This is a genomic window from Halomonas hibernica, assembly GCF_013183775.1.
In the GTDB taxonomy this organism is placed as follows: Bacteria; Pseudomonadota; Gammaproteobacteria; order Pseudomonadales; family Halomonadaceae; genus Vreelandella; species Vreelandella citrativorans.
Window position 1 is genome coordinate 36,027 of sequence record NZ_VIFN01000001.1, and the last position, 24,827, is coordinate 60,853.

Annotated in this window: 23 protein-coding genes; 14 read left to right on the plus strand and 9 right to left on the minus strand. The window is 55.0% G+C overall.

Going from position 1 to position 24,827, the window contains the following annotated elements; translation table 11 throughout:
* Positions 1–103 precede the first annotated feature (103 nt).
* The 3 genes from FKN99_RS00205 to FKN99_RS00215 all read left to right on the plus strand — a co-directional run bounded on the left by FKN99_RS00205 (position 104) and on the right by FKN99_RS00215 (position 5,440).
* Positions 104–1,378, plus strand: a complete 1,275-nt coding sequence (locus FKN99_RS00205) for an efflux RND transporter periplasmic adaptor subunit (RefSeq protein WP_172116017.1) — start codon at positions 104–106, stop codon at positions 1,376–1,378.
* Complete coding sequence (locus FKN99_RS00210; protein ID WP_172116018.1) at positions 1,378–4,563, plus strand: efflux RND transporter permease subunit; 3,186 nt, start codon at positions 1,378–1,380, stop codon at positions 4,561–4,563. Before FKN99_RS00205 ends, FKN99_RS00210 begins: the two co-directional genes overlap by 1 nt.
* A gap of 202 nt (positions 4,564–4,765) precedes the next feature.
* The gene (locus FKN99_RS00215; protein WP_172116019.1) at positions 4,766–5,440 is read left to right on the plus strand and encodes a hypothetical protein; all 675 of its coding nucleotides are present in this window, start codon (positions 4,766–4,768) and stop codon (positions 5,438–5,440) included.
* 361 nt (positions 5,441–5,801) lie between these two features.
* On the opposite strand, the gene FKN99_RS00220 is transcribed toward FKN99_RS00215, so the two are convergent.
* A complete protein-coding gene (locus FKN99_RS00220; protein WP_172116020.1) occupies positions 5,802–6,413 on the minus strand; it encodes a TetR family transcriptional regulator in 612 nt (203 codons plus the stop codon).
* A gap of 225 nt (positions 6,414–6,638) precedes the next feature.
* Here FKN99_RS00220 and FKN99_RS00225 point away from each other — a divergent pair, with 225 nt between their 5' ends.
* Positions 6,639–7,670: a succinylglutamate desuccinylase/aspartoacylase family protein gene (locus FKN99_RS00225; RefSeq protein ID WP_172116021.1), complete on the plus strand. Its 1,032-nt coding sequence runs from the start codon at positions 6,639–6,641 to the stop codon at positions 7,668–7,670.
* 201 nt (positions 7,671–7,871) lie between these two features.
* Complete coding sequence (locus tag FKN99_RS00230; RefSeq protein ID WP_172116022.1) at positions 7,872–9,326, plus strand: catalase; 1,455 nt, start codon at positions 7,872–7,874, stop codon at positions 9,324–9,326.
* A 33-nt stretch (positions 9,327–9,359) separates the two neighbouring features.
* Here FKN99_RS00230 and dusA read toward each other — a convergent pair whose 3' ends face one another.
* From dusA to FKN99_RS00250, 4 genes are all read right to left on the minus strand, one after another.
* Positions 9,360–10,394, minus strand: a complete 1,035-nt coding sequence (gene dusA / locus FKN99_RS00235) for a tRNA dihydrouridine(20/20a) synthase DusA (protein ID WP_172116023.1) — start codon at positions 10,392–10,394, stop codon at positions 9,360–9,362.
* A 398-nt stretch (positions 10,395–10,792) separates the two neighbouring features.
* On the minus strand, positions 10,793–11,104 hold the full coding sequence (locus tag FKN99_RS00240) for a hypothetical protein (RefSeq protein ID WP_172116024.1): 312 nt from the start codon (positions 11,102–11,104) through the stop codon (positions 10,793–10,795).
* Positions 11,105–11,232: 128 nt separating this feature from the next.
* The gene (locus FKN99_RS00245) at positions 11,233–11,841 is read right to left on the minus strand and encodes a LysE family translocator (protein ID WP_172116025.1); all 609 of its coding nucleotides are present in this window, start codon (positions 11,839–11,841) and stop codon (positions 11,233–11,235) included.
* A 13-nt stretch (positions 11,842–11,854) separates the two neighbouring features.
* Complete coding sequence (locus tag FKN99_RS00250) at positions 11,855–12,688, minus strand: AraC family transcriptional regulator (RefSeq protein WP_172116026.1); 834 nt, start codon at positions 12,686–12,688, stop codon at positions 11,855–11,857.
* A gap of 196 nt (positions 12,689–12,884) precedes the next feature.
* Between FKN99_RS00250 and FKN99_RS00255 the strand changes: the two genes are divergently transcribed.
* Positions 12,885–13,778: a dihydrodipicolinate synthase family protein gene (locus FKN99_RS00255; RefSeq protein WP_172116027.1), complete on the plus strand. Its 894-nt coding sequence runs from the start codon at positions 12,885–12,887 to the stop codon at positions 13,776–13,778.
* A 52-nt stretch (positions 13,779–13,830) separates the two neighbouring features.
* Here FKN99_RS00255 and FKN99_RS00260 read toward each other — a convergent pair whose 3' ends face one another.
* On the minus strand, positions 13,831–14,766 hold the full coding sequence (locus FKN99_RS00260; protein ID WP_172116028.1) for a glycerophosphodiester phosphodiesterase: 936 nt from the start codon (positions 14,764–14,766) through the stop codon (positions 13,831–13,833).
* Between the two features lie 234 nt (positions 14,767–15,000).
* Here FKN99_RS00260 and FKN99_RS00265 point away from each other — a divergent pair, with 234 nt between their 5' ends.
* Both FKN99_RS00265 and mmuM read left to right on the plus strand, forming a co-directional pair.
* Complete coding sequence (locus tag FKN99_RS00265) at positions 15,001–16,443, plus strand: amino acid permease (protein WP_172116029.1); 1,443 nt, start codon at positions 15,001–15,003, stop codon at positions 16,441–16,443.
* Positions 16,440–17,399: a homocysteine S-methyltransferase gene (gene mmuM / locus FKN99_RS00270; protein ID WP_172116030.1), complete on the plus strand. Its 960-nt coding sequence runs from the start codon at positions 16,440–16,442 to the stop codon at positions 17,397–17,399. Before FKN99_RS00265 ends, mmuM begins: the two co-directional genes overlap by 4 nt.
* 28 nt (positions 17,400–17,427) lie before the next feature.
* Here the strand turns inward: mmuM and FKN99_RS00275 are convergent, their stop codons facing one another.
* Positions 17,428–18,330 (minus strand): LysR family transcriptional regulator, encoded by a 903-nt coding sequence (locus tag FKN99_RS00275; protein ID WP_172116031.1) that lies wholly within the window; start codon positions 18,328–18,330, stop codon positions 17,428–17,430.
* A 105-nt stretch (positions 18,331–18,435) separates the two neighbouring features.
* Here FKN99_RS00275 and trpB point away from each other — a divergent pair, with 105 nt between their 5' ends.
* Together trpB and trpA are read left to right on the plus strand one after the other, a co-directional pair.
* On the plus strand, positions 18,436–19,641 hold the full coding sequence (gene trpB / locus FKN99_RS00280; protein WP_172116032.1) for a tryptophan synthase subunit beta: 1,206 nt from the start codon (positions 18,436–18,438) through the stop codon (positions 19,639–19,641).
* Positions 19,642–19,679: 38 nt separating this feature from the next.
* Positions 19,680–20,519, plus strand: coding sequence for a tryptophan synthase subunit alpha (trpA, locus tag FKN99_RS00285; protein WP_172116033.1), 840 nt, complete (start codon positions 19,680–19,682; stop codon positions 20,517–20,519).
* A gap of 49 nt (positions 20,520–20,568) precedes the next feature.
* On the opposite strand, the gene FKN99_RS00290 is transcribed toward trpA, so the two are convergent.
* Positions 20,569–21,303 (minus strand): SDR family oxidoreductase, encoded by a 735-nt coding sequence (locus tag FKN99_RS00290; protein WP_172116034.1) that lies wholly within the window; start codon positions 21,301–21,303, stop codon positions 20,569–20,571.
* Positions 21,304–21,418: 115 nt separating this feature from the next.
* Between FKN99_RS00290 and FKN99_RS00295 the strand changes: the two genes are divergently transcribed.
* From FKN99_RS00295 to FKN99_RS00310, 4 genes are all read left to right on the plus strand, one after another.
* On the plus strand, positions 21,419–22,381 hold the full coding sequence (locus FKN99_RS00295) for a LysR family transcriptional regulator (RefSeq protein WP_172116035.1): 963 nt from the start codon (positions 21,419–21,421) through the stop codon (positions 22,379–22,381).
* A 181-nt stretch (positions 22,382–22,562) separates the two neighbouring features.
* The gene (locus FKN99_RS00300; RefSeq protein ID WP_172116036.1) at positions 22,563–22,883 is read left to right on the plus strand and encodes a hypothetical protein; all 321 of its coding nucleotides are present in this window, start codon (positions 22,563–22,565) and stop codon (positions 22,881–22,883) included.
* Between the two features lie 226 nt (positions 22,884–23,109).
* Positions 23,110–23,523 (plus strand): NUDIX domain-containing protein, encoded by a 414-nt coding sequence (locus FKN99_RS00305; protein ID WP_172116037.1) that lies wholly within the window; start codon positions 23,110–23,112, stop codon positions 23,521–23,523.
* Positions 23,524–23,583: 60 nt separating this feature from the next.
* Entirely contained in the window at positions 23,584–24,000 is a 417-nt protein-coding gene (locus FKN99_RS00310) for a GNAT family N-acetyltransferase (RefSeq protein WP_172116038.1), read from the plus strand.
* Between the two features lie 287 nt (positions 24,001–24,287).
* Here the strand turns inward: FKN99_RS00310 and FKN99_RS00315 are convergent, their stop codons facing one another.
* On the minus strand, positions 24,288–24,770 hold the full coding sequence (locus tag FKN99_RS00315; RefSeq protein WP_172116039.1) for a GlcG/HbpS family heme-binding protein: 483 nt from the start codon (positions 24,768–24,770) through the stop codon (positions 24,288–24,290).
* Positions 24,771–24,827 lie beyond the last annotated feature (57 nt).

The window sequence follows — 24,827 nt, forward strand, 5'->3', positions numbered from 1 at the left end:
ATGACTTTATGAGTCGTCTGCATTTGAATAAAGCGTCATTGGACACCAGGGCAGCCGCCAGCGCCGTCAATCAACGTTTTGAAAAGATCAAGGGAACCCACGCATGAGAAAAATGATTCACTCACGCCGAGCGAGTCTAGTAACGCTGATTGCCGCGCTAGTGTTGACGGCCTGTGGCCAGGACCAATCGCAGGAGCAGCAGGCCGAGCAGCCAGAGGCTCCGCCTCATAAGGTGGAAGTGACGGAAGCCGTACGTCAGGATATTCCGTTAAATAAATCGTACCCTTCGTTACTGCGTAGCGATAGTGAAGTGACGCTGGTGGCACGTGTTAACGGTTATCTTGAAGAGCGCCACTTCCAGCCTGGCCAGTTGGTGGAAGAGGGTGATTCGCTGTATACCATTGAGCCTGACCTTTACCAGTCAACGGTTAATCAGCGTGAAGCTGACCTGCAAAGTGCCCGTGCCGAGTTATCCCGCGCTCAGCGTGATGCCCAGCGCTTTGAGCAACTGCTCAGCCAAAATTCTGTAAGTCGCCAGCAGTATGACCAGGCGCAGGCAGAGCAGCGCGTGGCACAAGCCAATGTTGCCCAAGCTGAGGCTGCACTACGCAGTGCTAACCTGGACCTTGGCTATTCAAATGTAACGGCTCCTGTGTCGGGCATGATCAGTTTGAGCCAGGTTAACGTTGGCAACCTGGTTACCTCAGGAACTGAGCTTGCCACTATCACCCCGCTGGACCCGCTTGAAGTGCGTTTTCAACTGCCTCAGCGTGATGCCTTTGAGCTACGCCGCCAGTTGCGTGAAGAGGGCGACTCGTCCATTACCGCGCTGTTAAGCGTGCCCGGCGTAAGCGGTGCCAGTGGGTCTGAACTTGAAGGTCAGCTCGACTTCCTGGGCTCCCGCGTGGATGCCGGTACCAGTACCGTTCAGGCGTCTGCCAGCTTTGCTAATCCGGATGGCGCTATCCTGCCCGGCCAATTTGTTCGGGTACGCCTTGATGGTCTGCGCCGTTTTAACGTAATGGCTGTACCTGAAATTGCGGTCACCCAAGGCTTAATGGGCCCTCGCGTATTTGTCCTGGATGAAAATGACCAGGCGCGCGAGCGTACGGTGCAATTAGGCGAAGTCGCTGGCCCTTGGCAGATCATTGTTGACGGCCTTGAAGAGGGTGACCGTGTGATTGTGGGCGACCCAGCAGGCATTGAGCCTGGTATGGCCATTGACCCACAGCCGTTTGATGGCGACGCCAATGAAGTAGTTGAGCGTGTTGAAGAGGCTGACGCTCAGGAGCAACAAGAGCAAGCCGCTGCCGCTTCCCAAATGACAGAGGGTGCTGGTGATGTGCCTGCTGGGGAAGAGGAAGAGGGTACTCAATAATGAATTTCTCCAACTTCTTTATCAGTCGACCGATTTTCGCCACGGTACTTGCGATTATCCTCACGCTGATAGGTGCCATGGCCATGCGGATACTGCCCATTGAGCAGTATCCAAGTGTGGTGCCGCCCACCGTATCCGTACAGGCTCAATTCCCAGGCGCTGACGCTGAGACGGTCGCCCAGACGGTCGCTGCACCGCTGGCTGAGGCGATTAACGGCGTAGAGAACATGCTTTACATGACCTCTAACAGCGCTGATAACGGCATTATGAGCTTGAGTGTGGCGTTTGATATCGGCACTGATGGTGATATCAACACTATTAACGTGAATAACCGTGTTCAGGGGGCGCTTTCTCAGCTGCCCGAGCAGGTTCAGGCTCAGGGCGTTAACGTTTCACTGCGCTCTGACTCGATCCTTATGTTGATCGCCCTAACGTCCCCGAACGGCGATTACAACAACGTGTATATGCAGAACTACGCCACGCTTAATATCCTCGATGACCTACGCCAAGTGCCTGGCGTAGGTAATGCCGAGGTGCTGGGGGGTGGTGAGTTTGCCATGCGTATCTGGATGGACCCTGACAAGCTGGCGCAATACGACCTCACGCCGAGTGAGGTAGCTAATGCTATCCGTTCACAAAATACCGAAATCCCTGCCGGTAATTTAGCCGCCACGCCGCAAGGTAGCCCGCGCGCTTATACGTATACCATCACTGCCGGTGGCCGTTTATCGGATACGGATGATTTCCGTAATATCTATTTGCGCACTAACCCTGATGGCTCATCGCTACGCTTGGAAGATGTGGCACGCATTGAGTTGGGCGCATCATTCTACGGCATTGATGCACAGCTTAATGGTTCAACGATGACGCCGATCATCATCAACCAGCAGCCGGGCGCCAATGCGCTGGCCACGGCTGATGCCGTGCGTGAAACCATGGCAGATCTGTCCAACCGTTTCCCGCCAGGGCTTGAGTATGTTACGCCGTACGACACCACGCAGTTTATCGATGCGTCGGTAGAAACGGTATTGCATACCTTTATTGAAGCCTTCCTGATCGTTATCGTGATCCTGTTTATCTTCCTGCAGAACTGGCGCTTTACCGTGATTGCCATGTCGGTGGTGCCGGTGTCGGTGATTGGTACCTTTGCAGGCTTTTACCTGTTTGATTTTTCTATCAACCTGCTAACGCTATTCGCCCTGGTGCTCTCAATCGGGATAGTGGTGGATGATGCGATACTGGTGGTGGAGAACGTTGAGCGTGTATTAGGCGAAGATGACGAGGTTACCGTTAGAGAAGCAACGATTCGTGCCATGCGCGAGGTTGGCGGGCCAGTTATTGCCACCTCACTGATCATGGCCGCTGTTTTCGTACCGGTTGCGTTTATGGGCGGCTTTACTGGGCAGATCTATCAGCAGTTCGCGATTACGGTCGCGATCTCGGTAGCGCTGTCAGCGCTAATGGCGTTGACGTTTACACCGGCGCTGTCTGCCATCTTCATCAAGCATAATTTGCATCATTCTCGCCAGTCAGCATTCAAGCGGGCGATTACTACACCTCTGCGTCTATTTGATCGCTTGTTTGCAGGTATCACCGCGGTTTATATGTGGTTTGTGGTGCGCCTGGTACGCTTTTGGGTGCTCGCCTTGGCGCTAACGATCGCAACCGGTGCCGGCTCCTACTGGTTGTACGCCAATACGCCCTCAACATTGGTGCCGGAAACCGACCAGGGCATCGTGCTGGTCAGCGTGTCGCTACCCGATGCCGCCTCGCTTGACCGTACCGAGAACTACATGGCAAAGCTTAGCTCCGCTATTGAGGATATTCCTGGGGTGCAATACTCCTCGGCAATAGCGGGCTACGATATTCTTGCAGGCTCGGTCAATACGGCGCGCGGGATTATCTTTGTCAATATGGTGCCCTGGGGAGACCGTGATCTAACGGCAGCGAGCCTGGTGGGGCAAATTATGCAACTGGGGGCCAGTATTGATGGCGGTACTGCCATGGCCTTTAACGTACCGCCGATTATGGGGCTTTCTACCACCGGCGGGTTCACCGGCTATCTGCAGTCGTTTGACGGCGCCTCACCTCGCGAGCTTTACGAAGCCTCACTACAGATTATGGGCGCGGCGAATCAGCACCCAGCGTTAAATCAGGTCTTTACCACCTTTAACGTGAACGTGCCTTCCTACCGAGCTGAAATCGACCAGCAGAAAGCGCTTAGCTATGGCGTGGCACTGGAGAATATCAACTCGGCGTTATCCAACACCTTTGGTAATGGCTTTGTGAACTTCTTTAGTTACCAAAACCGTAACTTCCAGGTGTATCTACAAAACGAGGATCAATTCCGTAAAACGCCTGACGACTTAAATAGTGTCTTCGTGCGGGGTGGCAATGGCGAGCGTATCCCGCTCTCTGAGTTTGTCACGCTGGAGCGTCAGGTAGGTCCATCGGTTGTATCACGCTTTGGCGTGTACACCGGCGCGCAGTTCCAGGGCGGCGCCGCGCCTGGCTATAGCTCTACCCAAGCCATTGAAGCCATGAATGAAGTCGTCATGGATACGCTCGGGCCTAACTGGGGCATGGGCTGGACCGGTACGGCTTACCAGGAAGCAAACATGGGTAATACAGCGATGCTTGCCATTGTGTTTGGTATCTTGATGGTCTTCCTGATCCTGGCGGCCCAGTATGAAAGCTGGTCGTTGCCCTTGGCGGTACTTACCGCAACGCCGTTTGCCTTCCTGGGCGGGATTGGAGGCATCGCGTTGCGAGGCCTGGATACCAGTGTGTATGTGCAGATTGGTATGTTGGTGGTCGTGGGGCTTGCGGCGAAGAACGCTATCTTGATCGTGGAGTTTGCCGAACTGCAGCGTAAAGAGCAGGGCAAAACGATTCGCGAAGCCGCGATTACGGCCGCTGAGCTGCGTTTCCGTCCTATCGTCATGACATCGCTTGCGTTTATTTTTGGTACCTTGCCACTGGCCTTGGCGACCGGCGCCAGCGATGTAAGTAGCCACCATATCGGGACAACCGTTGCGGTGGGCATGGCCTCTGTGGCCGTTTTGGGAAGCGTGTTTATTCCCAGCTTCTACGCCATGATCGCCACTGTGTCCGACTGGCTCTATCGTAAACGTCATCCGGATCACGATAACCAGAAACCGGCACTGGAGCACGACCAGCCGTAACCGCGTTTCACCACTAATGAGCGGGCACTACCGAAAGGGAGTGCCCGTTTTTTTATGCTGTAATGATTCGTATCAAGGCCGCCAAGGGCAAAAAAGAATAGTTTGGACTATGCTAAAAGAGACCACACGTTTTTAGCCTGGAGCCATCATATACGCCCAGGCGGAAACAGCACCGGACGAAATGTCTGGAGGAGGACACGCCATGCAACCTGTTATTTCTGCTGCGCTACAGTTTCCAACCATTGTGTTTACGTTTCTAATGGGGCTGTTAGCGCTGTATTGGATGTTGGTGCTGCTTCGAATAGCCCCTCTTGAGTTATTTGAGCGCGACAGCCTGCGCGATGATCACATGGCCAGTACGCTGGTGTCGTTAGGGTTTGCAGGTGTGCCGGCGACGCTTGCGCTGACGTTTCTTGTCGTGATTGCGGGGAGTTTGGCATTAGCGGTAGAGCTTTTAGTGTTGCGTTGGCTATCGCTAGGCATGTTGCGCGTGCCGGTAGGCGTACTGATCCTGTGGGTATCCTTTGCTGTTGCTTCACCCATTGCCGCCGCCTTATGCCATCGCTTACACCGGGGCTTGCATCGCTATCAGCCCTTTACGCGGCGCTGCCTGTTGGGGTCGACGGTTATCGTGTCCGGGCGTCAGGGCGATGGGTTTGCCATGGCAGTGATTGAAGATGAGCCTAATAGCCATGTCAGGCTGCACTGTAAAGAAGGGGATTGCCCACAAGAGGGCGAGCGTCGCGTTCTGGTGAAATACCTCGCTGGTGAGAGCGCTTATCGCAGCGTAATGGAGCAGACCTATCTGGATACTCGGGTACGTTTAAATAAGCTGCGTCTTCGCTATCACCACCAGGGTGAAGGCTACTCAACCTAACGTTATTAGCGATTAACGTTCACTACTCGCACCCGCGCCGCCACTGTCTTGTTAGTCATTGCCTTATGGATGACGTGTCAGTGGCGGTGTGGCTTTATCCATCGGTGTTGAATGCTTGCCACTAATCACCACAATGGTGGGGTATCCCAGTAGAGGCAGGTTGCTGCATTGCAGCGGATGGCATGGATTCGGGTTTGTACGAAAAGTTGCTGAGCGAAGGCCAGACAAGGCAAAAATCAGCGAAAAAACGGACCGAGCTCGCGCACGAGTTTACATGTGTAAATGAGTATTTTGATCGGACTCGCGCACGAGCTGATTTTTAACGCCGTATGGTCGAGCGTAAGCAGTTTTCGTGCAAAGCCTAGCGTTGCATAATGCGTATCAATGTATCAATCAGTTCGCCGCCGCGTTGGTGTATGGAGAACGCATCCGGTGTGCGTAGCCAGTCGTGGAAAAGGCCTCCCAGTGCCGACTGCAACATGCGCGTCGCGACCTCTGGCGTTACATCTTCACGCAGCAACTGCTGGTGCTCCGCTTCTTTGAATACAATCAGCATTTCTGAATAACACTCTTCACCAATATCATCCTGCATGGCAAGTGGGTTGATATCGCTAAAAAACTCGCAGCGGTGGAGCAAAATGGAAAGAATCCGCTGGTGAGAAGGTTGCTCAAGACGCGCCAGACCTGCATGACAGGCAAGCCGGATGGCTTCCATCGGAGAGATAGTTTCATCGGCCTTGCTGACAGCTTCCATTAGCGACTGGAACGGCATGTGTACGCGCTCCACCAGTGCCATAAACAAGTCGCCCTTGTTTTTAAAATGCCAGTAGACCGCGCCACGGGTTAATCCCGCATGGCGAGCAATCTGCTCAAGAGATGTGCGTGCAACACCCTTTGCAAAAAATACCTCTTCGGCCGCATCCAGCAACGCTTCTCGGGTAGCAGCGGCTTCCGCTTTGGTCTTTCTCGCCATGGAAACGCAACCTCATTAATGACACAAGATGAATATATTTTATCCGATATGGTGTAATTTTTACATTCAAAACTGTATGGATAGATGATTAAACGCATGGCTTGTGTTATCAAAACCTCATGTCTCGAAACCGCTGGGGCTCACTGCGTGCGGTAGGCGCATCGCCATGCCCTCATTAATGCCATTTGCTTAGTGGCTAATCACGCTGAAAAAAGGAGACTCAGGATGGCGCGAGCACCTTTTCAACTTGCCGGGCACACCATACTGCCTGGCCAACGTTCCCAAATTGATGTGCCGGTGGCGCGTCTTTATACCCATACACCCCTGCATATTACGGTCGAAGTGGTACACGGACGTAAAGAGGGGCCCGTTATATTGGTGTGTGGTGGCATTCACGGGGATGAGATCAATGGCGTTGAAATTGTACGTCGCTTATTACGCTCAAAGGCCATCAAAAGCCTAAGAGGTACCTTGATTGCCGTGCCGGTGGTTAACGTTTTTGGCTTCCTGCAGCAAACGCGCTACCTGCCTGACCGGCGCGATCTCAACCGCTGTTTCCCGGGCAGTGAAAACGGCTCCCTCGGGGGGCGAATCGCGGCGCTATTTCGCGAGCAGATTGTCGATCAGGCGACGCATATTATTGATCTTCATACCGGCGCAATTCATCGCACGAACCTTCCCCAAATACGCGCGCAGTTAAGTCCTGGCAGTGAAACCGAGCGCATGGCCGATGCCTTCGGCGCGCCGGTGATTCTGAATGCAGAGCTGCGCGAAGGTAGCCTGCGTCACTATGCACAAACGCGTGGCATTCCGGTACTGACTTATGAGGCGGGGGAAGCGCTGCGCTTTGATGAGTGGGCCATTGCCCCCGGTGTACGCGGCGTACTGCGTGTAATGCGCCGCCTGGATATGCTTACTGGCGAACAGCGCCGCCGCTCGCCAGCGCCTGCCGAGCTTGCCAATGGGTCCAGTTGGGCGCGTGCACCTATCGACGGTATTTTAAGGCCCAAAGTGCGCCTGGGCGCGCGTGTCGCCAAGGGGGAAGTGCTCGGTATAGTGGCCGACCCATTTGGCAATCAAGAAAGCGAGGTCAAGTCGATGGCCGATGGCATTGTGATTGGCATGAGCCGCCTGCCGTTAGCCAATGAAGGTGAGGCGCTTTATCACATTGCTCGTTTTGATGAGATAGAAGAAGCCGAAACGGCGATTGAGAGCTTTCAATCAAGCCTGACACCGCCCCCGGACGCGCTCTATTAAATGTTTGATAAGCGCCATAAAAGAAGCTTATTAGCGCAATAGCCAAGCAGTACATGAGATAGCTGGCGGGAAGCAGTTCCTTTGACTATACCTATGAGAGAGTAGTTATCCTAAATTAAAAATAATAAGTACAAATGTATGATTTGTTTTTATAAAGCGGTGCCTTGAGTGCCGCGCGAGCCGTGACATGGAGAAAAAGCGATGACGAGCGATAAACCCAAGTATACGACGACAGGGGCTGGCATTCCGGTATCCAGCGATGAACACTCTCTTTCGGTAGGCCCGGATGGCCCGATTGTACTGCACGATCATTTTCTGATGGAGCAAATGGCGGCTTTCAACCGCGAGATGATCCCCGACCGCCAACCACATGCCAAGGGTAGCGGCGCTTTTGGCCACTTTGAAGTCACCCATGATATCAGTAAGTACACCAAAGCCAAGTTTCTGAAAAAAGGCACAAAAACAGACGTACTCATTCGCTTCTCAACGGTCGCAGGGGAAAGCGGCAGCCCGGATACTTGGCGTGATCCACGCGGGTTTGCGGTGAAGTTCTATACCGAAGAGGGCAACTTCGACATGGTGGGTAACAATACCCCTGTGTTCTTTGTCCGCGATCCGATGAAGTTCCAACACTTTATCCACTCGCAAAAACGCCGCGCCGATAACGGCCTGCGTGACCACGATATGCAGTGGGATTTCTGGACGCTGGTGCCGGAGTCCGCCCACCAGGTGGCCTGGCTAATGGGCGACCGCGGTGTGCCCGCTACGTGGCGGCACATGAACGGTTACTCCAGCCATACCTATATGTGGGTGAACGATGAAGGTGAGCGGTTCTGGGTGAAGTACCACTTCAAAACCGACCAGGGCATCAAGTGCATGACCCAGGAGCAGGCCGACCAGATGGCTGGTAGCGATGCGGATTACCACCGCCGTGACCTGTTTGAAGCCATCAAACGCGGCGAGTATCCCACTTGGACACTGCAGATGCAGATCATGCCCTTCGAGGACGCCAAAACGTATCGCTATAACCCCTTTGATCTTACCAAAGTGTGGCCTCACAGTGACTACCCGCTGATGGAAGTGGGCAAGCTAACCCTTAATGAAAACCCCTCCGACTTCCATAGCCAAATCAATCAGGCCGCCTTCGAGCCTAACAATATGGTGCCGGGCACTGGGCTTTCACCCGACAAGATGCTGCTGGCGCGCTCAATTTCCTATGCCGATGCGCACCGGGCTCGCTTGGGTGTGAACTACAAGCATATCCCGGTCAATACACCCAAGAGCCCGGTCAATAGCTATACCCAGGGCGGGGCGATGCGGGTGCATAACGCAACGGACCCGGTATATGCGCCGAACAGCAAAGGCGGCCCTAAAGCCGATGGCGAGCGCTTCCCGGAAGATGCCGTATGGGCGACCAGCGGTGAGCTTGTACGTACTGCCTACACGCTGCGTAAAGACGATGACGACTGGAGCCAACCGCATACGCTAGTGCGTGAAGTAATGGATGACGCCGCACGTGACCGGCTGGTGTCCAACGTGGTGGGGCACTTGTCGGGTGGCGTAACAGAGCCAGTGCTGGAGCGCGCCTTCGAGTACTGGCGTAATATCGACCAGGAAGTTGGTGAGCGCATCGAAAACGGCGTGCGCGGCAACTAAACCCGCAATCGCCGTCCACCACAGCCCGCTACGTTAAGACGTGGCGGGCTGTTCTTGTTCTGGCATCGGCGCTTGTGATGGCTCGTTAACCAACCCGATAGCATCATCAAACAAGCGTAACCCGGCGCCTTCTTTATGTGCGTGCTCCGATAGAAGACGCCGAAAACGCCGACCGCCAGGGCAACCCTGAAAAAGCCCCAACAGATGGCGGGTAATATGGTTAAGCTTCGCGCCTTCATCCAATCGCTGCTGAATATACGGGCGAAATGCCCGGGCCGCCTCAACCCGGCTAGCGGCTGGGCCGGGCACGCCATAAAGCAACGTATCTACCTCAGCCAGTAACCAAGGATTTTGGTACGCTTCACGGCCAATCATCACGCTATCCACACGCTCAAGCTGTGCCTGACACTCTTCAAGCGTTTTAATCCCACCGTTGATGCCAATATGCAGCTCAGGGCGGTCCTGCTTTAAACGATGCACACGCGGGTAATTGAGCGGCGGCACGTCGCGGTTCTCTTTGGGCGATAGACCTTTCAGCCACGCCTTGCGCGCATGCACAGTAAAAATTTCACAACCGGCATCTGCGACTATGTCGATAAAGCGCGCCAGGTCGGCGTCTTCATCCTGCTCATCAATCCCGATACGGCACTTCACCGTAACCGGAATTGACACAGCGGCCTGCATGGCGCGCACGGCATCGGCGACTTTTTCCGGGTAGCCCATTAGGCAAGCGCCAATCATATTGTTCTGCACTCGGTCGCTTGGGCAACCTACATTCAGGTTAACCTCGTCATACCCCCAAGCCTCAGCAATCGCCGCGCATTCGGCAAGCTCACCGGCATCGCTACCGCCAAGCTGCAAGGCAATAGGATGCTCCACATCGCTATAGCCCAAAAAACGCTCACGCGGCGAGCCATGCAAAATAGCGCCCGTCGTCACCATCTCGGTATACAGCAGCGCCCGCTTGGTTAACGTACGCGCAAACGCCCGATAATCGCGGGTTGTCCAGTCCATCATGGGGGCCACAGAAAAGCGGCGAGCCGTATCTGCTGGGCTTAACTTTTTCATATCAATCACTTGCATCTTCTTGATGCTGTATGAGCACACATGTTCAATATCCTTTAATACGGTAAATAGCCATGCCCTATGTACCTGATTCGTACTTTGGGTACGAAAGCAGGCAATTATCTGAGAAAGGGGTAAACCATAGCGACGTATCAAAAGCGGAGATTCGTTGGCGGGCAATTGTACGCAAGAAAGGGCAAGCAGTACAAAGCAAGCCATGTCTACCAAGATGCATGTGCTAATTCATGAGCATTCGGTTGTGAGTCACCCGTATTGCTTTGTAATCGCGTCATCGGATTTTAAAATCAGTGCATTAAAGAATTAAAAAAGGCCACCTGTAAAAGATGACCTTTAATGAAGCTATATCGGGTATTGAATCCATTAAAGCTTATCTGCCTAAACTACTCGCTCTCTTTTGGGGCGGCTTTGTCAGATTGCTGGTCGATATTGTCTTTATGAGCGCGCTTTTCTTTAACTACCTGAGCACCTGGAATGGGCGCTGCTTTGCCTGATGTGTTGTGGCCAGGCTCTGAGTGAGCGTCTGAGCTCTTCTGGTTATCAACGTTTTCATCTGGCCGATAAGGGTGCGGCTCATCATGGTGAGACGCTTTTTGGGCAGCATCATCGCCACGAGGAATATCTTTATTAACGACCTCTTTGGCTTTTTGAGCTTCTTCACTCTTGTTGCGCTGTTTATCCTGTCCATGGTTCATGACGTACTCCTTTGTATTCCGAGCCTTCGCTTTGAAAAAGCCAACGTGGTTCTTTCTGCTTACAGCGTAGAACAGCCCTCTGAAACCTGCAGGCCCCAAAAAGCACCGTTAGGTGCTTTGCCACCATACTACGCAGATACTAAAGTCACCCAAACATGCTCATAAGCGATAGATAGCGCGACGCCCATCAACAGCACCGCCATTATCTGATTAAAGCGTTTAAAGAAGGCGGGGTTGTCAATTCGGTTACCGACCAAGCTACCTACCCACATGTAGCTTCCGGGGGCGCCTGCAGCCAGCAGCGCTAATCCCATCGACCAAACCACCAGGCCAGGACCTTGAATACCCGCAGCAGGAAACTGCAGTGTAGCGATGGGGAGTGTCGCCACAATTCCTTTAGGGTTGAGCAATTGCAGAATGAGTCCGTCACGATAGCGAAGGGTGAGCGGCGAACTGGATACGGCATTAACGTCAACGTGCGCGCTCGCAATGTGTATGGCAAGGTAAATAATATAACCACAGCCGAAAACGCTAACCGCGATGAGTAGGCGCCCATCAATCCACGCAGCACCCGCCCAGCCGAAGAGTAAAAACAGTAATAGCATTGCCGTGCCCACGCCCAGGCAGAAACCCAACGACGTTTTTGCCTGCCCATTAACGCCTGTATTTAACCCCATCAGGTTCACAGGCCCAGGTGAATACATGATGCCCACGGCATAAGCGATAATAGCTAACATAAATGCTCACTGGTTAGTCGGTTAGATGGTGCTGGTATTGGTGGGGAGTAAGGCCATAAATACGCTTAAAGCGACGGTTAAAATGGCTAAGGTCGGTAAAGCCATAGCGAAACGTCACCTCACTTAGCGATGCGCCTTTTTCAAGTGCGCTGCACGCTGCATTAACCCGGCAGTTGATCACGTACTGGTAGGGCGTAATACCCAACTGCTGACGAAACAGTCGTAAGAAATGAAACTTGGAAAGATGCGCCGCTTGGCTAATCGCTTCAAGCGAGAGGTCGGTGTCCAGGTGCGCATGGATATACTCTTTGGCCAAGCCGAGAAGTGCATCGGGCCTGCTAGAGGTATGCCCAGGCTGGTAAGCACCGCCTAGTTGGGTGATTCGTTCAACAACGTGATAGAGCGCGTTTTCCTGGTCGATCTGGCTGCCGGTTGATGTGGTAATCAATCGGGCAACGTTGGTTATCCGCTCGCGTAGCGCCATGTCTTGCACCAGCGTACTGTCGAATCGAAAGTGGGATGCTGTTTCCTGCCCTAGGGCGTCGTCAAATAGGGCCTTAACTTGAGTGGGGTGAACGTAAAGCATGACGTAGTCGAGCGTGCGGTCGCCGCCTGGTTGGCCGTCGTGAACGTCATCTGGGTTAAAGATAATTACATTACCCGGTGGGCTACGGTGATATTGTCCACCGCTGAAAAAGTCCTGACGACCTGACAGCGTCACCCCAAAGGCGTACTCCTCATGCGCATGAGGGTCATAGCGAAAATCGAACATCGCTGCCTGTAGCGTTTTCAGCGTGGGGATGTGCTGGCTTTTAGTGAACTGAAAGCGGCTTGCCGATTTTCCCATTGCTAAGCCTCCGTCTATCCAAATGTCATTGTGCTAGTTTAACGCTCACGTGTTAGCGCAGCTTGTACAAAATTGCGCTTTATAAGTGTCGGTTACTCCTTTCCCGCCTGCCCATTCTCGTCCCGCTACCCTCATGCCGTGTTGTCTGGTAATTTCAGACGTATCTACTAAGCCTTCGTTAAAAGGATAGCTCCCCATGTTTACCGGCCTGAGTGCATTTCCATTAACGCCCATGCACGAGCAGGGGATTCGTGAAAACGAGTTTTCCCGTTTAGTGGAACGTTTGGCCGAGGCGCGGGTGGACTCTATCGGCGTGCTGGGGTCAACCGGAAGTTATGCGTATCTCAGCCGAGAGGAGCGGGCGCGCGTTACTCAACTGGCGGTAGAAAGCGCAGGCGGTGTACCGGTGATTATCGGTATTGGCGCATTGCGCACACGGGACGTGTTGGTGCTTGCCGAAGATGCTCAGAAAGTGGGCGCTAGCGGCGTATTGCTGGCGCCGGTTTCTTATCAAACGCTGACCGATGACGAAGTGTTTAGCCACTATGAAGTGGTCTGCCGTTCATTAAGCGTACCGCTGTGTGTTTACGATAATCCGGGCACAACGCACTTTACGTTCAGCGATGAGCTGCATGGACGTATTGCCCAGTTGCCTCAGGTCCGCTCGATCAAGATTCCACCGGTCAGCATGAATCTCAACGCTGCTCGCGAGCGGGTTGATCGCCTGCGTGCTTTGATTCCGGAAGATGTCACCTTGGGGATAAGTGGCGACGTTGTCGTGGCCACCGGCCTAACGGCGGGGTGCGATAGCTGGTATTCCGTGCTGGGCGGGTTATTTCCTGAAACGGCGCTGGCGATAACGCGAGCAGCCCAGGCGGGTGACTTTAAAACAGCGCTGCGCCTTTCTGATCAGCTAGAACCTTTCTGGGCGCTGTACCGTGAATACGGAGGAAGCTTACGGGTTATCGCCACCGCCGCCGAGATCCTGGGCAAGGTCAGCACGCCTTGCTTGCCGCTGCCGCTAAACACGTTCCAAGGCAGTCGGCGCGCAAGAGTCGAGCAGGTGATTGAAGAGCTCGAACTACGTTAGGCGAAAGCATCAAAACGCCCGGTAAACGCTGGGCAAATGTGCATTGAGCACATTACTCGATAAGCTCAATCAGCCGATCCGGGTAATCGGTAAACAAGCCGTTCACGCCCCAGTCGATGAGTTGCTGCATATGATCGGTATCGTTCACTGTGTAGATGTGTACCGCCAAGCCGTTATCCTGAGCCTGGCGAATGAACGTTTCGTCGATCACCTGCTCGCCTTCATAACGGTAGTTCGACCCCAAGCCTACTGCGTAATCGGCCACGGCTTGAAAGTGCTCGTCGGTGATGTCCGGTGCTCCCGGCGTAGTACCTCTCCACTCCACCAGACGTTCACTGTCCTCTTGGCTGGGGGAGTACCATACCAACTGAATCAGTGGGATATCGTCGTTCAGTTCGTGAATCTTGAGCAGGCTCTCCTGCTCAAACGACTGAACCAGCACGCGCCCGGTGTTGATCATGTCAGACGATTCCAGGCGCTTAACAAGCGCTGCTTCAACGCCTGGGTTCAACTGGGGCGACTTGGTTTCCAGGTAGTAGCGGGCGTTCTGACCAAAACGGCTGAAAACCTCTTCAAGCGTTAATATCTCGGTACCCATAAACGCCTCATCCGCCAGGTCAGGGTAAGCGTCGTTAAACCAGGCGCCCGCATCCAGGTTCTTGAGTTCGGCAAGCGTATGATCGTTGATGCGGCCTTCGCCGTTGCTGGTGCGCTCAAGGGTATTATCGTGAAAGGCTACTAATTCGCCATCGGCGGTCATCTGAATATCCAATTCCAGATAGTCCGCTTCCCATTCATGGGCCAACGCCAGTGCCGCCATGCTGCTTTCCGGGGCATGGCCGCTTGCACCGCGATGGGCAATCACCTGAAACGACGCTAGATCTTTTAGCTGTTGCTCCAGTGGAGACTTTTCTGCTAATGCAGTCGAGGTGGTAACACCAGCGAAAAGACCTAATGACACGGCAGTAAATAACGAAGCATGACGCATAAACGTTCCTTTTAGTGAATGTTCTGCTCATTACCCTACGTCGTTTACTACTCCACTCCAAATGATGCTGCGTTAAACATCGTGGTCTACATCAAGCTTATTTTAAATAAGAATATAAAATAGTTTTTTTATGTTTTTTTGTGAATTGTGAATGCTCTAATATAGCCACCCTTTTTATGCTGGACCATAGGCAGGGCCTGCGTTGGCCCGTTAGCGATTGATAGGGAAGCCACCATGGGTGAGCAAATGAGCGAGCAACAAGGCGCGCACTTCAAGCGCAGTATGCAGACGCGCCACTTGGTAATGCTCTCGTTAGGGGGCGTGATTGGCACCGGGCTGTTTTTAAGTTCCGGCTATACCGTGCAGCAGGCAGGGCCGATTGGGGCCGTGCTGGCCTATCTGGTGGGTGGCATCGTTGCCTGGTTGGTGATGATGTGTCTGGGAGAGCTGGCGGTGCATATGCCGGATTCCGGCGCGTTCAGCGCCCACGCCAGCCGCTATATTGGCCCTGGCACTGGCTATATGGTGGCTTGGATGTATTGGCTCACCTGGACGGTGGCGCTGGGGTCGGAGTTTACCGCGGCGGCGGTGTTTATGGGACGCTGGTTTCCCGATATCCCCGGCTGGTACTGGAGCGGGCTGTTCGCGGCTATTGTGTTTGGCGTGAATGCGTTTACCTCACGCTTCTTTGCCGAGTCCGAGTTCTGGCTGTCGTTGATCAAGGTAATCGCGGTGGTGGTGTTTGTGATCGTCGGGGCAGGCGCGATTATTGGCTGGGTGCCGCTGCAGGATTCAAGCGGCGCTGCGGTGGCATCGCCCGGACTTTCGGCCTTTTGGGGCGAGGGAGCAACGTCGCCGAGCCTCCTAGCCATCGGTACTACGTTACTGGCGGTGATGTTTGCATTTTCCGGCACGGAGCTTATTGGCATTGCTGCCGGGGAAACCGTGGACCCGGCGCGCAATGTGCCCAAGGCGATCCGCGCCACGCTGTGGCGGCTGATTCTATTTTTTGTGGGTACCATCATCGTGATTGCAGCATTGCTGCCTCAAAGCCAGGCCGGGCTTAGCCAAAGCCCCTTCGTCGCGGTATTCCAGCGCCTGGGCGTACCCGGGGCGGCGGACATCATGAACTTTGTGATCATCACCGCGCTGCTCTCGGCGGCCAACTCCGGGCTTTATGCCTCATCACGCATGCTTTGGACGCTTTCAGATCAGGGCACTTTGCCCAAGTCGCTGGGTCGGCTTAACAAGCGCGGCATCCCGATGAATGCGCTGCTGCTCAGCATGATCGGCGGCTTCGGCGCGCTGTTTTCAAGCGTCTACGCACCGGAAACTGTCTACCTGGTACTGGTCTCGATTTCTGGCTTGGCCGTGGTAGTGGTGTGGATGGCGATTGCGCTCAGTCAGCTCAACTTCCGCCGCCACTATCTGCGCGAAGGCGGGCGGCTTGAAGACCTGGTCTACCGCACGCCGTTCTACCCTTGGGTACCGCTGATCGCGTTTGCGGCTTGTCTGGCGGCGTGCATCGGCATTGCGTTTGATCCGCAGCAGCGCGTGGCGCTCTACTTCGGGGTGCCGTTCATTGGCCTGTGTTACCTGGCGCATTTTCTGCACCATCGTAAGGCCGTTCAATTCCCTGCCCACCTGAATACCGCCGCTGAGGAGAAAAGAGTATGAGTGAATCAAATCCGATCAAGGCCCTGCTGGCGGACGCTCCCTTTATGGTGATTGACGGGGCGCTTGCCACTGAGCTGGAAGCGCTGGGCTGCGATCTCAACGATAGCCTGTGGTCGGCGCGTCTGCTGGCCCAGGCGCCGGAGAAGATTCGCGAGGTGCATCAGGCGTATTTCGAAGCCGGTGCCGACTGCGCCATTACCGCCAGCTACCAGGCCACGGTGCCCGGTTTTATGCAGGCGGGAATGACCGCCCAGCAGGCGCGGGAGCTGATTCAGCGGTCGGTCACGTTGGCGCAGCAGGCGCGCGATGCGGTGTGGCAGCCGGGGCAAACCGACCGCCCCAAGCCGCTGGTGGCCGCGTCCGTTGGCCCCTATGGCGCTTATCTAGCGGATGGCAGCGAATACCGCGGCGGCTATGACCTGGATCGTGCCGGTCTGGTTGAGTTTCATCGCGAGCGGTTTGAGCTGCTGCTGGCCTCGGGCGCTGATCTGCTTGCAGCAGAAACCTTGCCCTCACTAGAGGAGGCGCTGGCGATCACCGACCTGCTGGCTGAACACCCCGGCGCCCAAGCCTGGGTTACCTTCTCGGCCAAGGATGGTGAACATATCAGCGATGGAACGCCGATTGAGGCATGTGCCGCAGCGCTGGCCAACTGCCCTGGCGTGGCGGCGATTGGTGTAAACTGTACCGCGCTTGAGCATATCGAGTCATTGGTCGCGGCGATCAAACGCCAGTGTGACCTGCCTGTGCTGGTGTACCCCAACTCGGGCGAGCTGTATAACGCGGCGACCAAAACCTGGCACCCGGCACCGTGCGATCACACCGCCACCGGTCCTTCTGGCTTGGCCCAAGGGGTGGAGCAGTGGTTGGCAGCAGGGGCTGCGGGTATCGGTGGCTGCTGCCGTACAACACCTGATGATATTCGGGCACTGGCCCAGTGGCGGCAGTCGCTTTAGTTGGCTAGGGGGTTGGGCTTTTCCCGCGTTATGAGCTTGAAGCGCCCAGCTCTCGCTTAAGCCATTCGGCCAACTGCTCACTACGCTGGCTGTTGTGGTGGCGGGGTAGCCACAGGCAGAGCTTGGCGGGAGTTTCGATAAATCCCCAGGGCGCGGTGAGTCGTCCGCTTTTCAGGTCATCTTCGACCAGCAGTTTTGGCGCAATGGCCACTCCTAAGCCTGCCACGGCGGCTTCGATTAAATAGTAGAGATGACCAAACCCCTGGCCTTTACCCAAAGCCTCTTCAAGAGTCGCCAGTTCAAGCCCTTGGGCGCGGCCCCATTGTGGCCAGGCCTGGGGGCGAGAAGCGGTGTGTAAAAGCTTGCTGGAAAAGAGCGTATCCGGCTGCGCTGGGTCGAGCTTTGCTTCCAAGTGAGGGCTTGCCACCGCGCAAATCTGCTCGGCCATTAGCTCGACGACGTCTACCTCCGCAGGCCAGGGCGGCTCAGAAAAGGCCAGGGTAGCACTGATATTTTCCTGCTTGGCGGGCAGTTCACTTTCGCTCACTACGACCTGCAATTTGAGCTGGGGCAGGTCGCGCTGCAGACGGTCCAGCCTGGGAATCAACCAGCGCGCCAGCAGGCTGCCGGGGCAGGCTAGCGTAAAGGGCGCTTCTTCCACATCACGCTTGAGATCCGCGCAACTATCACGCAGGCGGGTAAACGCCTCGCCAATGCCGTGAGAAAGCCGCTCGCCGTGGTGAGTCAGCTCAATGCCACGGCCCGCTTTGGCAAAAAGCGCCACACCAAAATGTTCATCCAGACTGCGCAGCTGGCGACTAACGGCACCGTGGGTCACGCTTAGCTCATCGGCTGCGGCCGTCACGCTGCCTAGCCGGGCGGTGGCTTCAAAGGCGCGCAGGGCGCTTAAAGGTGGCATGCTTTGTTGCATCAACGGTTGACTCCAGCTCACATATTGATGACATCTTATCGATTTTTATCTCCGCCTGCTTGCGCTACTTTCAATGCAACTGCTACTCCGCTTTGAGAGGTCATCATGAATCAACCTGCGATCCAGCCTGATATTAACGGCCTGTTTGGCCAATTCGGCGGCCGCTTTGTTGCCGAAACGCTCATGCCGCTGATTCTTGAGCTGCAAGCCGAATACGACGCTGCCAAAGACGATCCCGAATTTCAGCGCCAGCTCGCCTACTTTCAAAGCGACTACGTAGGGCGCCCCAACCCGCTCTATTTTGCCGAGCGGCTGACCGAGTATTTTGGCGGCGCGAAGATTTTTCTCAAGCGTGAAGAGCTTAACCATACCGGCGCGCACAAGATTAATAACTGCATCGGCCAAGTGCTGCTGGCCAAACGAATGGGCAAAAAGCGCATCATCGCTGAGACCGGCGCCGGTATGCACGGCGTGGCTACGGCCACGGTGGCGGCGCGGTTTGGTTTGTCCTGTGTGATCTACATGGGCTCAACGGATATCGAGCGCCAGCAGCCCAACGTGTTTCGCATGAAGCTGCTGGGCGCTGAAGTGATCCCGGTCACTTCCGGCACCGGTACGCTGAAAGATGCCATGAACGAAGCGCTGCGCGATTGGGTCACCAACGTGGATGACACCTTCTACATCATCGGCACTGTGGCCGGGCCGCACCCGTATCCCGCCATGGTACGTGACTTCCAAGCGGTGATTGGTCACGAAACCCGCGCGCAAATGCAGGAAAAAGAGGGTCGCCTGCCGGACTCTTTGGTGGCCTGTATTGGTGGCGGCTCCAACGCCATGGGACTGTTCCACCCATTCCTGAACGATGCCTCGGTCGAGATGATTGGCGTTGAAGCGGGCGGCAAGGGCGTTGAGAGTGGTCAGCATGCGGCAAGCCTGAACGGCGGTGCGCCGGGCGTGCTTCACGGAAACCGCACCTACCTGCTGCAGGATGAGGACGGCCAGATTATTGATGCCCATTCGATTTCGGCGGGCCTGGATTACCCCGGCATCGGCCCGGAACACGCGTGGTTGCATGAGCAGGGGCGCGTTGAGTATGTATCGGCCACCGACGATGAAGCGCTTGAAGCCTTTCAGACGTGCTGCCGTCTGGAGGGGATCATCCCCGCCCTTGAAACGGCCCACGCGTTGGCCGAAGTCGCCAAGCGGGCACCGAAACTCCCCAGCGACCACCTGATGGTGGTTAACCTGAGCGGGCGCGGTGACAAAGACATGATGAGCGTGGCCCACTACCTGGGAGAAAAATTCAAATGAGCGAATCTATTCACCAGAGCGCACATAAGGAGACTGCTATGAATCCCAACTCGCGTCTTGCAGCACGCTTTGCCGCGCTCAAAACCGAAAACCGCCCGGCGCTGGTGAGTTATCTCACCGCAGGCGACCCAGATATGGCGACATCGCAACGCATTCTTGAGGGCCTGCCCGCTGCCGGTGTGGACGTGATTGAGCTAGGCATGCCGTTCAGCGACCCCATGGCCGATGGCCCCGCGATCCAAAAAGCCGCGCTGCGTGCCCTAAAAGAAGGCCAGACCCAAGCTAAAACGCTGGAGATGGTGCGTATCTTTCGCGAAAAAGATACTACTACGCCCATCGTGCTAATGGGCTACTACAACCCCATTTACCGCTATGGCGTAGAGCGCTTCTTAACCGATGCCGCTAGCGCCGGCGTAGATGGCCTGATTGTGGTCGACCTGCCCCCAGAGCACGACGACGAGCTTTGCCAGCCCGCCGCCCAGCACGGCATCGACTTTATCCGCTTGGCCACGCCCACCACGGATACCAAGCGCCTGCCCAAAGTGCTGGGTAACGCCTCCGGGTTTATCTACTACGTTTCGGTGGCAGGCGTTACTGGCGGCAGCGCACCCACGCCCGAAAAACTTGAGCGCTCAGTCAGCCAGCTACGCGAACACACCCAGCTTCCCATCGCGGTCGGCTTTGGTATTCGCACCCCGGAACAGGCCGCGATTATTGGCCGGTTCAGCGATGCGGTAGTGGTTGGCTCCGCGTTGGTAGATTGCATCGAGAACGCCGCAACGCCTGATGAAGCCGTTAAAGGAGTGCATGATCTTGCCCGCGCACTGGCTGAAAGCGTTAGGGAGTGCCGCGAGCTGGGCGAGCCGCAAGTCAGTTAAAACAAGCTAATTAAAACCAGGTTGTTTAAACCAGGTCATTAAGAAACGGTTAAACGATGCCGCCATTGGCACGCAGGGTTTGGCCGTTAATCCAGCCGCCTTCAGGCGAGGCGAGAAAAGCCACGACGCTTGCGATATCGTCCGGTTGGCCGAGTCGCTCCAGTGGCGGCATCTTGGCCATCCGCTCGACCAGTTCGTCAGATTTACCCTCAAGAAACAGATCTGTCGCGGTAGGGCCGGGCGCCACGGCATTGACGGTGATCGAGCGGCCACGCAGCTCTTTGGCAAGAATCGCGGTTAAGGTCTCAACGGCGGCTTTGGTGGCGGCGTAGATCGAATAGGTTTCAAGTTTCAACCCGACAACGCTAGTCGATAGGTTAATAATCCGGCCACCGTCGCTCAGGCGGTTGGCCGCTTCGCGCATGGTGTTGATCGAGCCTTTCAGATTGATATCAATCTGAGCATCCACCGCGTTCTCCTCCATCTGAGCAAGCGGAGCAAGCTTCATAATGCCCGCATTATTGACCAGAACATCAATACGGCCCCACTGCGTTTCAAGGGTGTCAAAAAGCTGACGCACCGCCTGGGCATCGGCAATATCCGTTTGGATCGCCTGCGCTTTACCACCCGCCGACTCAATCTCTTGAACCACGTTGTCAGCGGCTTCTGCATTGCCTGCGTAGTTGACGATCACCGTAAAGCCATCGCGCGCCAGCTGTTTGGAAATAGCTGCCCCAATCCCCCGGGAACCACCCGTTACAAGCGCAATTTTCTGTTCTGCCATCATTTTTTTCCTTCTGCGTAGGGAATCGGTGAATGTCTGACGTATGCAGCATAAAAGACAAAGCGTGCTCTATAATCAGGCTTAACCTGTCATCACTATTCGGAAACCGTGAACAATGGACCGACTTGATACGATGCACGCGTTTACGCGTATCGTCGAAAGGCGAAGCTTTACTCACGCCGCGCAAGATCTGAGTATTTCTCGCTCAACGCTGACCGAGGCCATCAAAACATTGGAGGCACGCCTTGGCGTAAGACTGTTGCAACGTACCACGCGCTCGGTGCACCCAACGCGGGATGGCGACGCTTACTATCACCGCTGTTTGAGTATTTTGGCCCAGGTTGAGGAGGCGGAAGGCGCGCTAGTGAATGCCAAGCCCAAAGGCGTGCTGCGGGTAGACGTTCACGGCACGCTAGCCCGCCATTTTATATTGCCGAAGCTACCCGCGTTTCTTAACACCTACCCAGGTTTGGAGTTTTACATGAGCGAGGGTGATCGCCTGGTCGATCTGGTAGGCGAGGGCATTGACTGCGCCTTGCGCGTCGGTATGCCCCAGGATAGCGATATGCACTCCCGGCGAATCACCACACTTGATGAAGTCTCGGTCGCCTCGCCCGGATACCTGGCCAAGTACGGAACGCCACATTCTGTGGCCGAGCTTGGCGGGCACACGATGGTGGGCTTTCACTCCAGCCGTGCAGGCCAGACGCTGCCTCTTGAGTTTACTGTTAGCGGAAAAGTTGAATATGTAGCGTTGCCCGCCAGCGTGACCACAAGTGCAGCAGAAAGCTATTACGCGGCCGCACGACTAGGGCTCGGCATCATTCAGGTGCCCCGTTACCATGCAGAAGATGATCTACGAACTGGCCAGTTGATCGAAGTCCTGCCCGCCAACCCGCCCACAGGATCACCCGTTTCCATTCTGTACCCAAGCAACCGTCAGTTATCCTCTCGCGTGCGAGTATTTATCGACTGGGTGGTTAGCGTGTTTGATGAAGGTGATGAGCTTGCCAAACTTGTGGAAGAGCGCCGAGGCGAAAAAGATAAAGCGGTGACGGTGTCGCTGGATAATCTATAAACTATGGGGCTGCCTGAATCTATGGTTGTACCTGTTGGGATAAGCGTTTGCCTATTTGTTTCTGCTTCTTATATCAGGTCGTTTGATAATCCCCGAGTACACGAGCTATCACACCATGCGGATGGAAGATGATGGCATTGCCATGGTGGCAACTACCCAATTCTTTAACCAAGAGGCCATAATGCGAAAACTCCTTACATTGATAGTAGTGCTGGCGCTGGGCTATACCGGGGTGTACTTCTATTACGGCCATACCGTTAAACAGGAAGTCCAGCAACAGCTGGATAATCGTGGCCTTTCTGCGGTCAGCGTCGATAACGTTGAGTACGGCGTGCTGGCGCCTATTAGCAGCTCCGCAAATCTTACGGTAAGCGTTACTTATCGCGGCGCCCAAGCGGAGCTGGACCTAACCGTAGAAGGCCACCCCGTGTTTTCTGATGAGGTAAGCGTTCAGGTTGATGGCCTGCAAGCGCTGCGGTTGGGCATTGGTTTGGGGATGTAGTAACGCTTCAACGTGACAAGGCGAGGGGGCACCCGTCTAAGCACTTTCGTTACGATCTAGCCTTTCAAAGCGGGCCGGTATAGGCGGTGTAACGGTCCGGCTTCAATTCTGGCGCGCGGTATGTAGGCGGATTGGCATATCCTGTTTGAATAGCACGTTGTAAACGCATTGGGACGCGTAGCGACATATGCTCTTGGCTATTCACTTGTGAAAGATAAGGGAAACCATGTATCCGGTATCTATAAAAGGGGTATTACTCCTGCCCGCCAACAAGGTCGTACTGGCGCTTAATGACCGCGATGAGTGGGAGCTGCCTGGCGGGCGTATCGAGATAGGTGAAGTATCGTCAGAGTGCCTGGAGCGAGAGTTCGAGGAAGAGCTGGACGTAAAGGTCGTGGGTCAGGAAATTATCGATAGTTACCTGTTTGAGGTCATTCCCCAAAAGCATGTATTCATCGTCACCCACGGCTGCCGTCTTGTGAGCGACTTCAACCCAAAGGTGAGTCACGAACATTCCCGAATTGATACGTTTCCGGTTGATGACTTGCCCCACAACCTGCCAGCCGGTTATGTGCAGTCGATTCATACATGGTGCGCTACCCATGCTGCGCTGCTTAGCGCACTTTCATCGTCACGTTGAGGCGATAACGTTACCGCTGAGTTGCAACTGAATGCCTTTACGCCGTACTGAGAGATCAACATGCACTACCGCCCCATGACGATTGAAGATTACGACGCCGCCGTGGCGCTATGGTTGAGCACGGAAGGCGTGCGGCTGCGCGATGCGGACTCCTGTGAAGGCGTTGCACGTTATTTGCAGCGTAACCCCGGTTTAAGCTTTGTGGCGGAAGCAGAGGGAGGCGTAGTGGGCACGATTATGAGCGGCCATGATAGCCACCGGGGCTTTATTCAACACCTAGCAGTCGCGGCTTCACACCGCAACATGGGGGTCGGCTCACAGCTGGTGGCGCTTTGCTTGGAAGCGCTTAAAAATGAAGGCATCCAAAAATCCCACTTGATGATTCTGGTAGAAAACGAAGCCGGTAAACGCTTCTGGAGCAACCTGGGTTGGGAGTTTCGGAGTGATATCGCGCTCTACTCGTTTAGTGGATATTAACGCCTGAGCTTAACCGGCAGTCTTAATCAGCGTGTGTGGAGCTGGGCACATCATAATGCGGGTGGCATGGAGCGATAGGGTGTGCCTTGTTTTAAAGCAACTGCTCATTTAATTATCAGATAGACAAGTAAGGCTATACCGACGGGGTGTTAGTGCATGACTGCAAAAATACCCGGATAGGAAAATGCCAGTCAGACTTAACGGACTGGCATTACCGCCTTGGCGGGATGATGCGTGAAAGCGAGACGCTGAAAGTGGGGATGATCCCACCGAATTACACAAACAAATTACTCGGCACCGATTTCATCGAGCCCGGCACGGGCGCAAGACGCGTCGATATCGCCCGATGGTGCACCACCGATACCAATACCGCCGACCAGCTCACCATTGATTCGTATCGGCAGACCACCTGCCTGAACCACCATCCTGGCATCCATGTTGTGCATCCCATCATTCCCCGGATTGCCACCGATAAACCCGGCCAAGCCAGCCGTGTCACGCCCCATGCTGGCCGAAGTGAAGGCCTTGCCTATGCTACTGTTGATGGTATGCGGCCCAGCGTTATCGGCGCGTAACAGCACTTTCGTTTCACCGCTACGAGCAGCGATAGCAACGCTGACATTGTGGCCTTCGGCAGAGCAGGCATTCAATGCAGTCTGCGCAGCAGCGAGGCTCATGTCGAGCGGCAAATAAGGCGCTGTTGGAAGATCTTGCGCCATAACGGAAACAGGAGCCATCAACACGGCAGCCAAAGCAAGATTACGAATCATTTTGCGTCCTCGGTAAAATTAATATTCATATTGATGCTCTTAACCTATAGCAATGTT

Coding starts and splice junctions, on each gene's coding strand:
- FKN99_RS00205 (WP_172116017.1), top strand. CDS start 104: ATGAGAAAAATGATTCACTCACGCCGAGCGAGTCTAGTAACGCTGATT.
- FKN99_RS00210 (WP_172116018.1), top strand. CDS start 1,378: ATGAATTTCTCCAACTTCTTTATCAGTCGACCGATTTTCGCCACGGTA.
- FKN99_RS00215 (WP_172116019.1), top strand. CDS start 4,766: ATGCAACCTGTTATTTCTGCTGCGCTACAGTTTCCAACCATTGTGTTT.
- FKN99_RS00220 (WP_172116020.1), bottom strand. CDS start 6,413: ATGGCGAGAAAGACCAAAGCGGAAGCCGCTGCTACCCGAGAAGCGTTG.
- FKN99_RS00225 (WP_172116021.1), top strand. CDS start 6,639: ATGGCGCGAGCACCTTTTCAACTTGCCGGGCACACCATACTGCCTGGC.
- FKN99_RS00230 (WP_172116022.1), top strand. CDS start 7,872: ATGACGAGCGATAAACCCAAGTATACGACGACAGGGGCTGGCATTCCG.
- dusA (WP_172116023.1), bottom strand. CDS start 10,394: ATGAAAAAGTTAAGCCCAGCAGATACGGCTCGCCGCTTTTCTGTGGCC.
- FKN99_RS00240 (WP_172116024.1), bottom strand. CDS start 11,104: ATGAACCATGGACAGGATAAACAGCGCAACAAGAGTGAAGAAGCTCAA.
- FKN99_RS00245 (WP_172116025.1), bottom strand. CDS start 11,841: ATGTTAGCTATTATCGCTTATGCCGTGGGCATCATGTATTCACCTGGG.
- FKN99_RS00250 (WP_172116026.1), bottom strand. CDS start 12,688: ATGGGAAAATCGGCAAGCCGCTTTCAGTTCACTAAAAGCCAGCACATC.
- FKN99_RS00255 (WP_172116027.1), top strand. CDS start 12,885: ATGTTTACCGGCCTGAGTGCATTTCCATTAACGCCCATGCACGAGCAG.
- FKN99_RS00260 (WP_172116028.1), bottom strand. CDS start 14,766: ATGCGTCATGCTTCGTTATTTACTGCCGTGTCATTAGGTCTTTTCGCT.
- FKN99_RS00265 (WP_172116029.1), top strand. CDS start 15,001: ATGGGTGAGCAAATGAGCGAGCAACAAGGCGCGCACTTCAAGCGCAGT.
- mmuM (WP_172116030.1), top strand. CDS start 16,440: ATGAGTGAATCAAATCCGATCAAGGCCCTGCTGGCGGACGCTCCCTTT.
- FKN99_RS00275 (WP_172116031.1), bottom strand. CDS start 18,330: ATGCAACAAAGCATGCCACCTTTAAGCGCCCTGCGCGCCTTTGAAGCC.
- trpB (WP_172116032.1), top strand. CDS start 18,436: ATGAATCAACCTGCGATCCAGCCTGATATTAACGGCCTGTTTGGCCAA.
- trpA (WP_172116033.1), top strand. CDS start 19,680: ATGAATCCCAACTCGCGTCTTGCAGCACGCTTTGCCGCGCTCAAAACC.
- FKN99_RS00290 (WP_172116034.1), bottom strand. CDS start 21,303: ATGGCAGAACAGAAAATTGCGCTTGTAACGGGTGGTTCCCGGGGGATT.
- FKN99_RS00295 (WP_172116035.1), top strand. CDS start 21,419: ATGGACCGACTTGATACGATGCACGCGTTTACGCGTATCGTCGAAAGG.
- FKN99_RS00300 (WP_172116036.1), top strand. CDS start 22,563: ATGCGAAAACTCCTTACATTGATAGTAGTGCTGGCGCTGGGCTATACC.
- FKN99_RS00305 (WP_172116037.1), top strand. CDS start 23,110: ATGTATCCGGTATCTATAAAAGGGGTATTACTCCTGCCCGCCAACAAG.
- FKN99_RS00310 (WP_172116038.1), top strand. CDS start 23,584: ATGCACTACCGCCCCATGACGATTGAAGATTACGACGCCGCCGTGGCG.
- FKN99_RS00315 (WP_172116039.1), bottom strand. CDS start 24,770: ATGATTCGTAATCTTGCTTTGGCTGCCGTGTTGATGGCTCCTGTTTCC.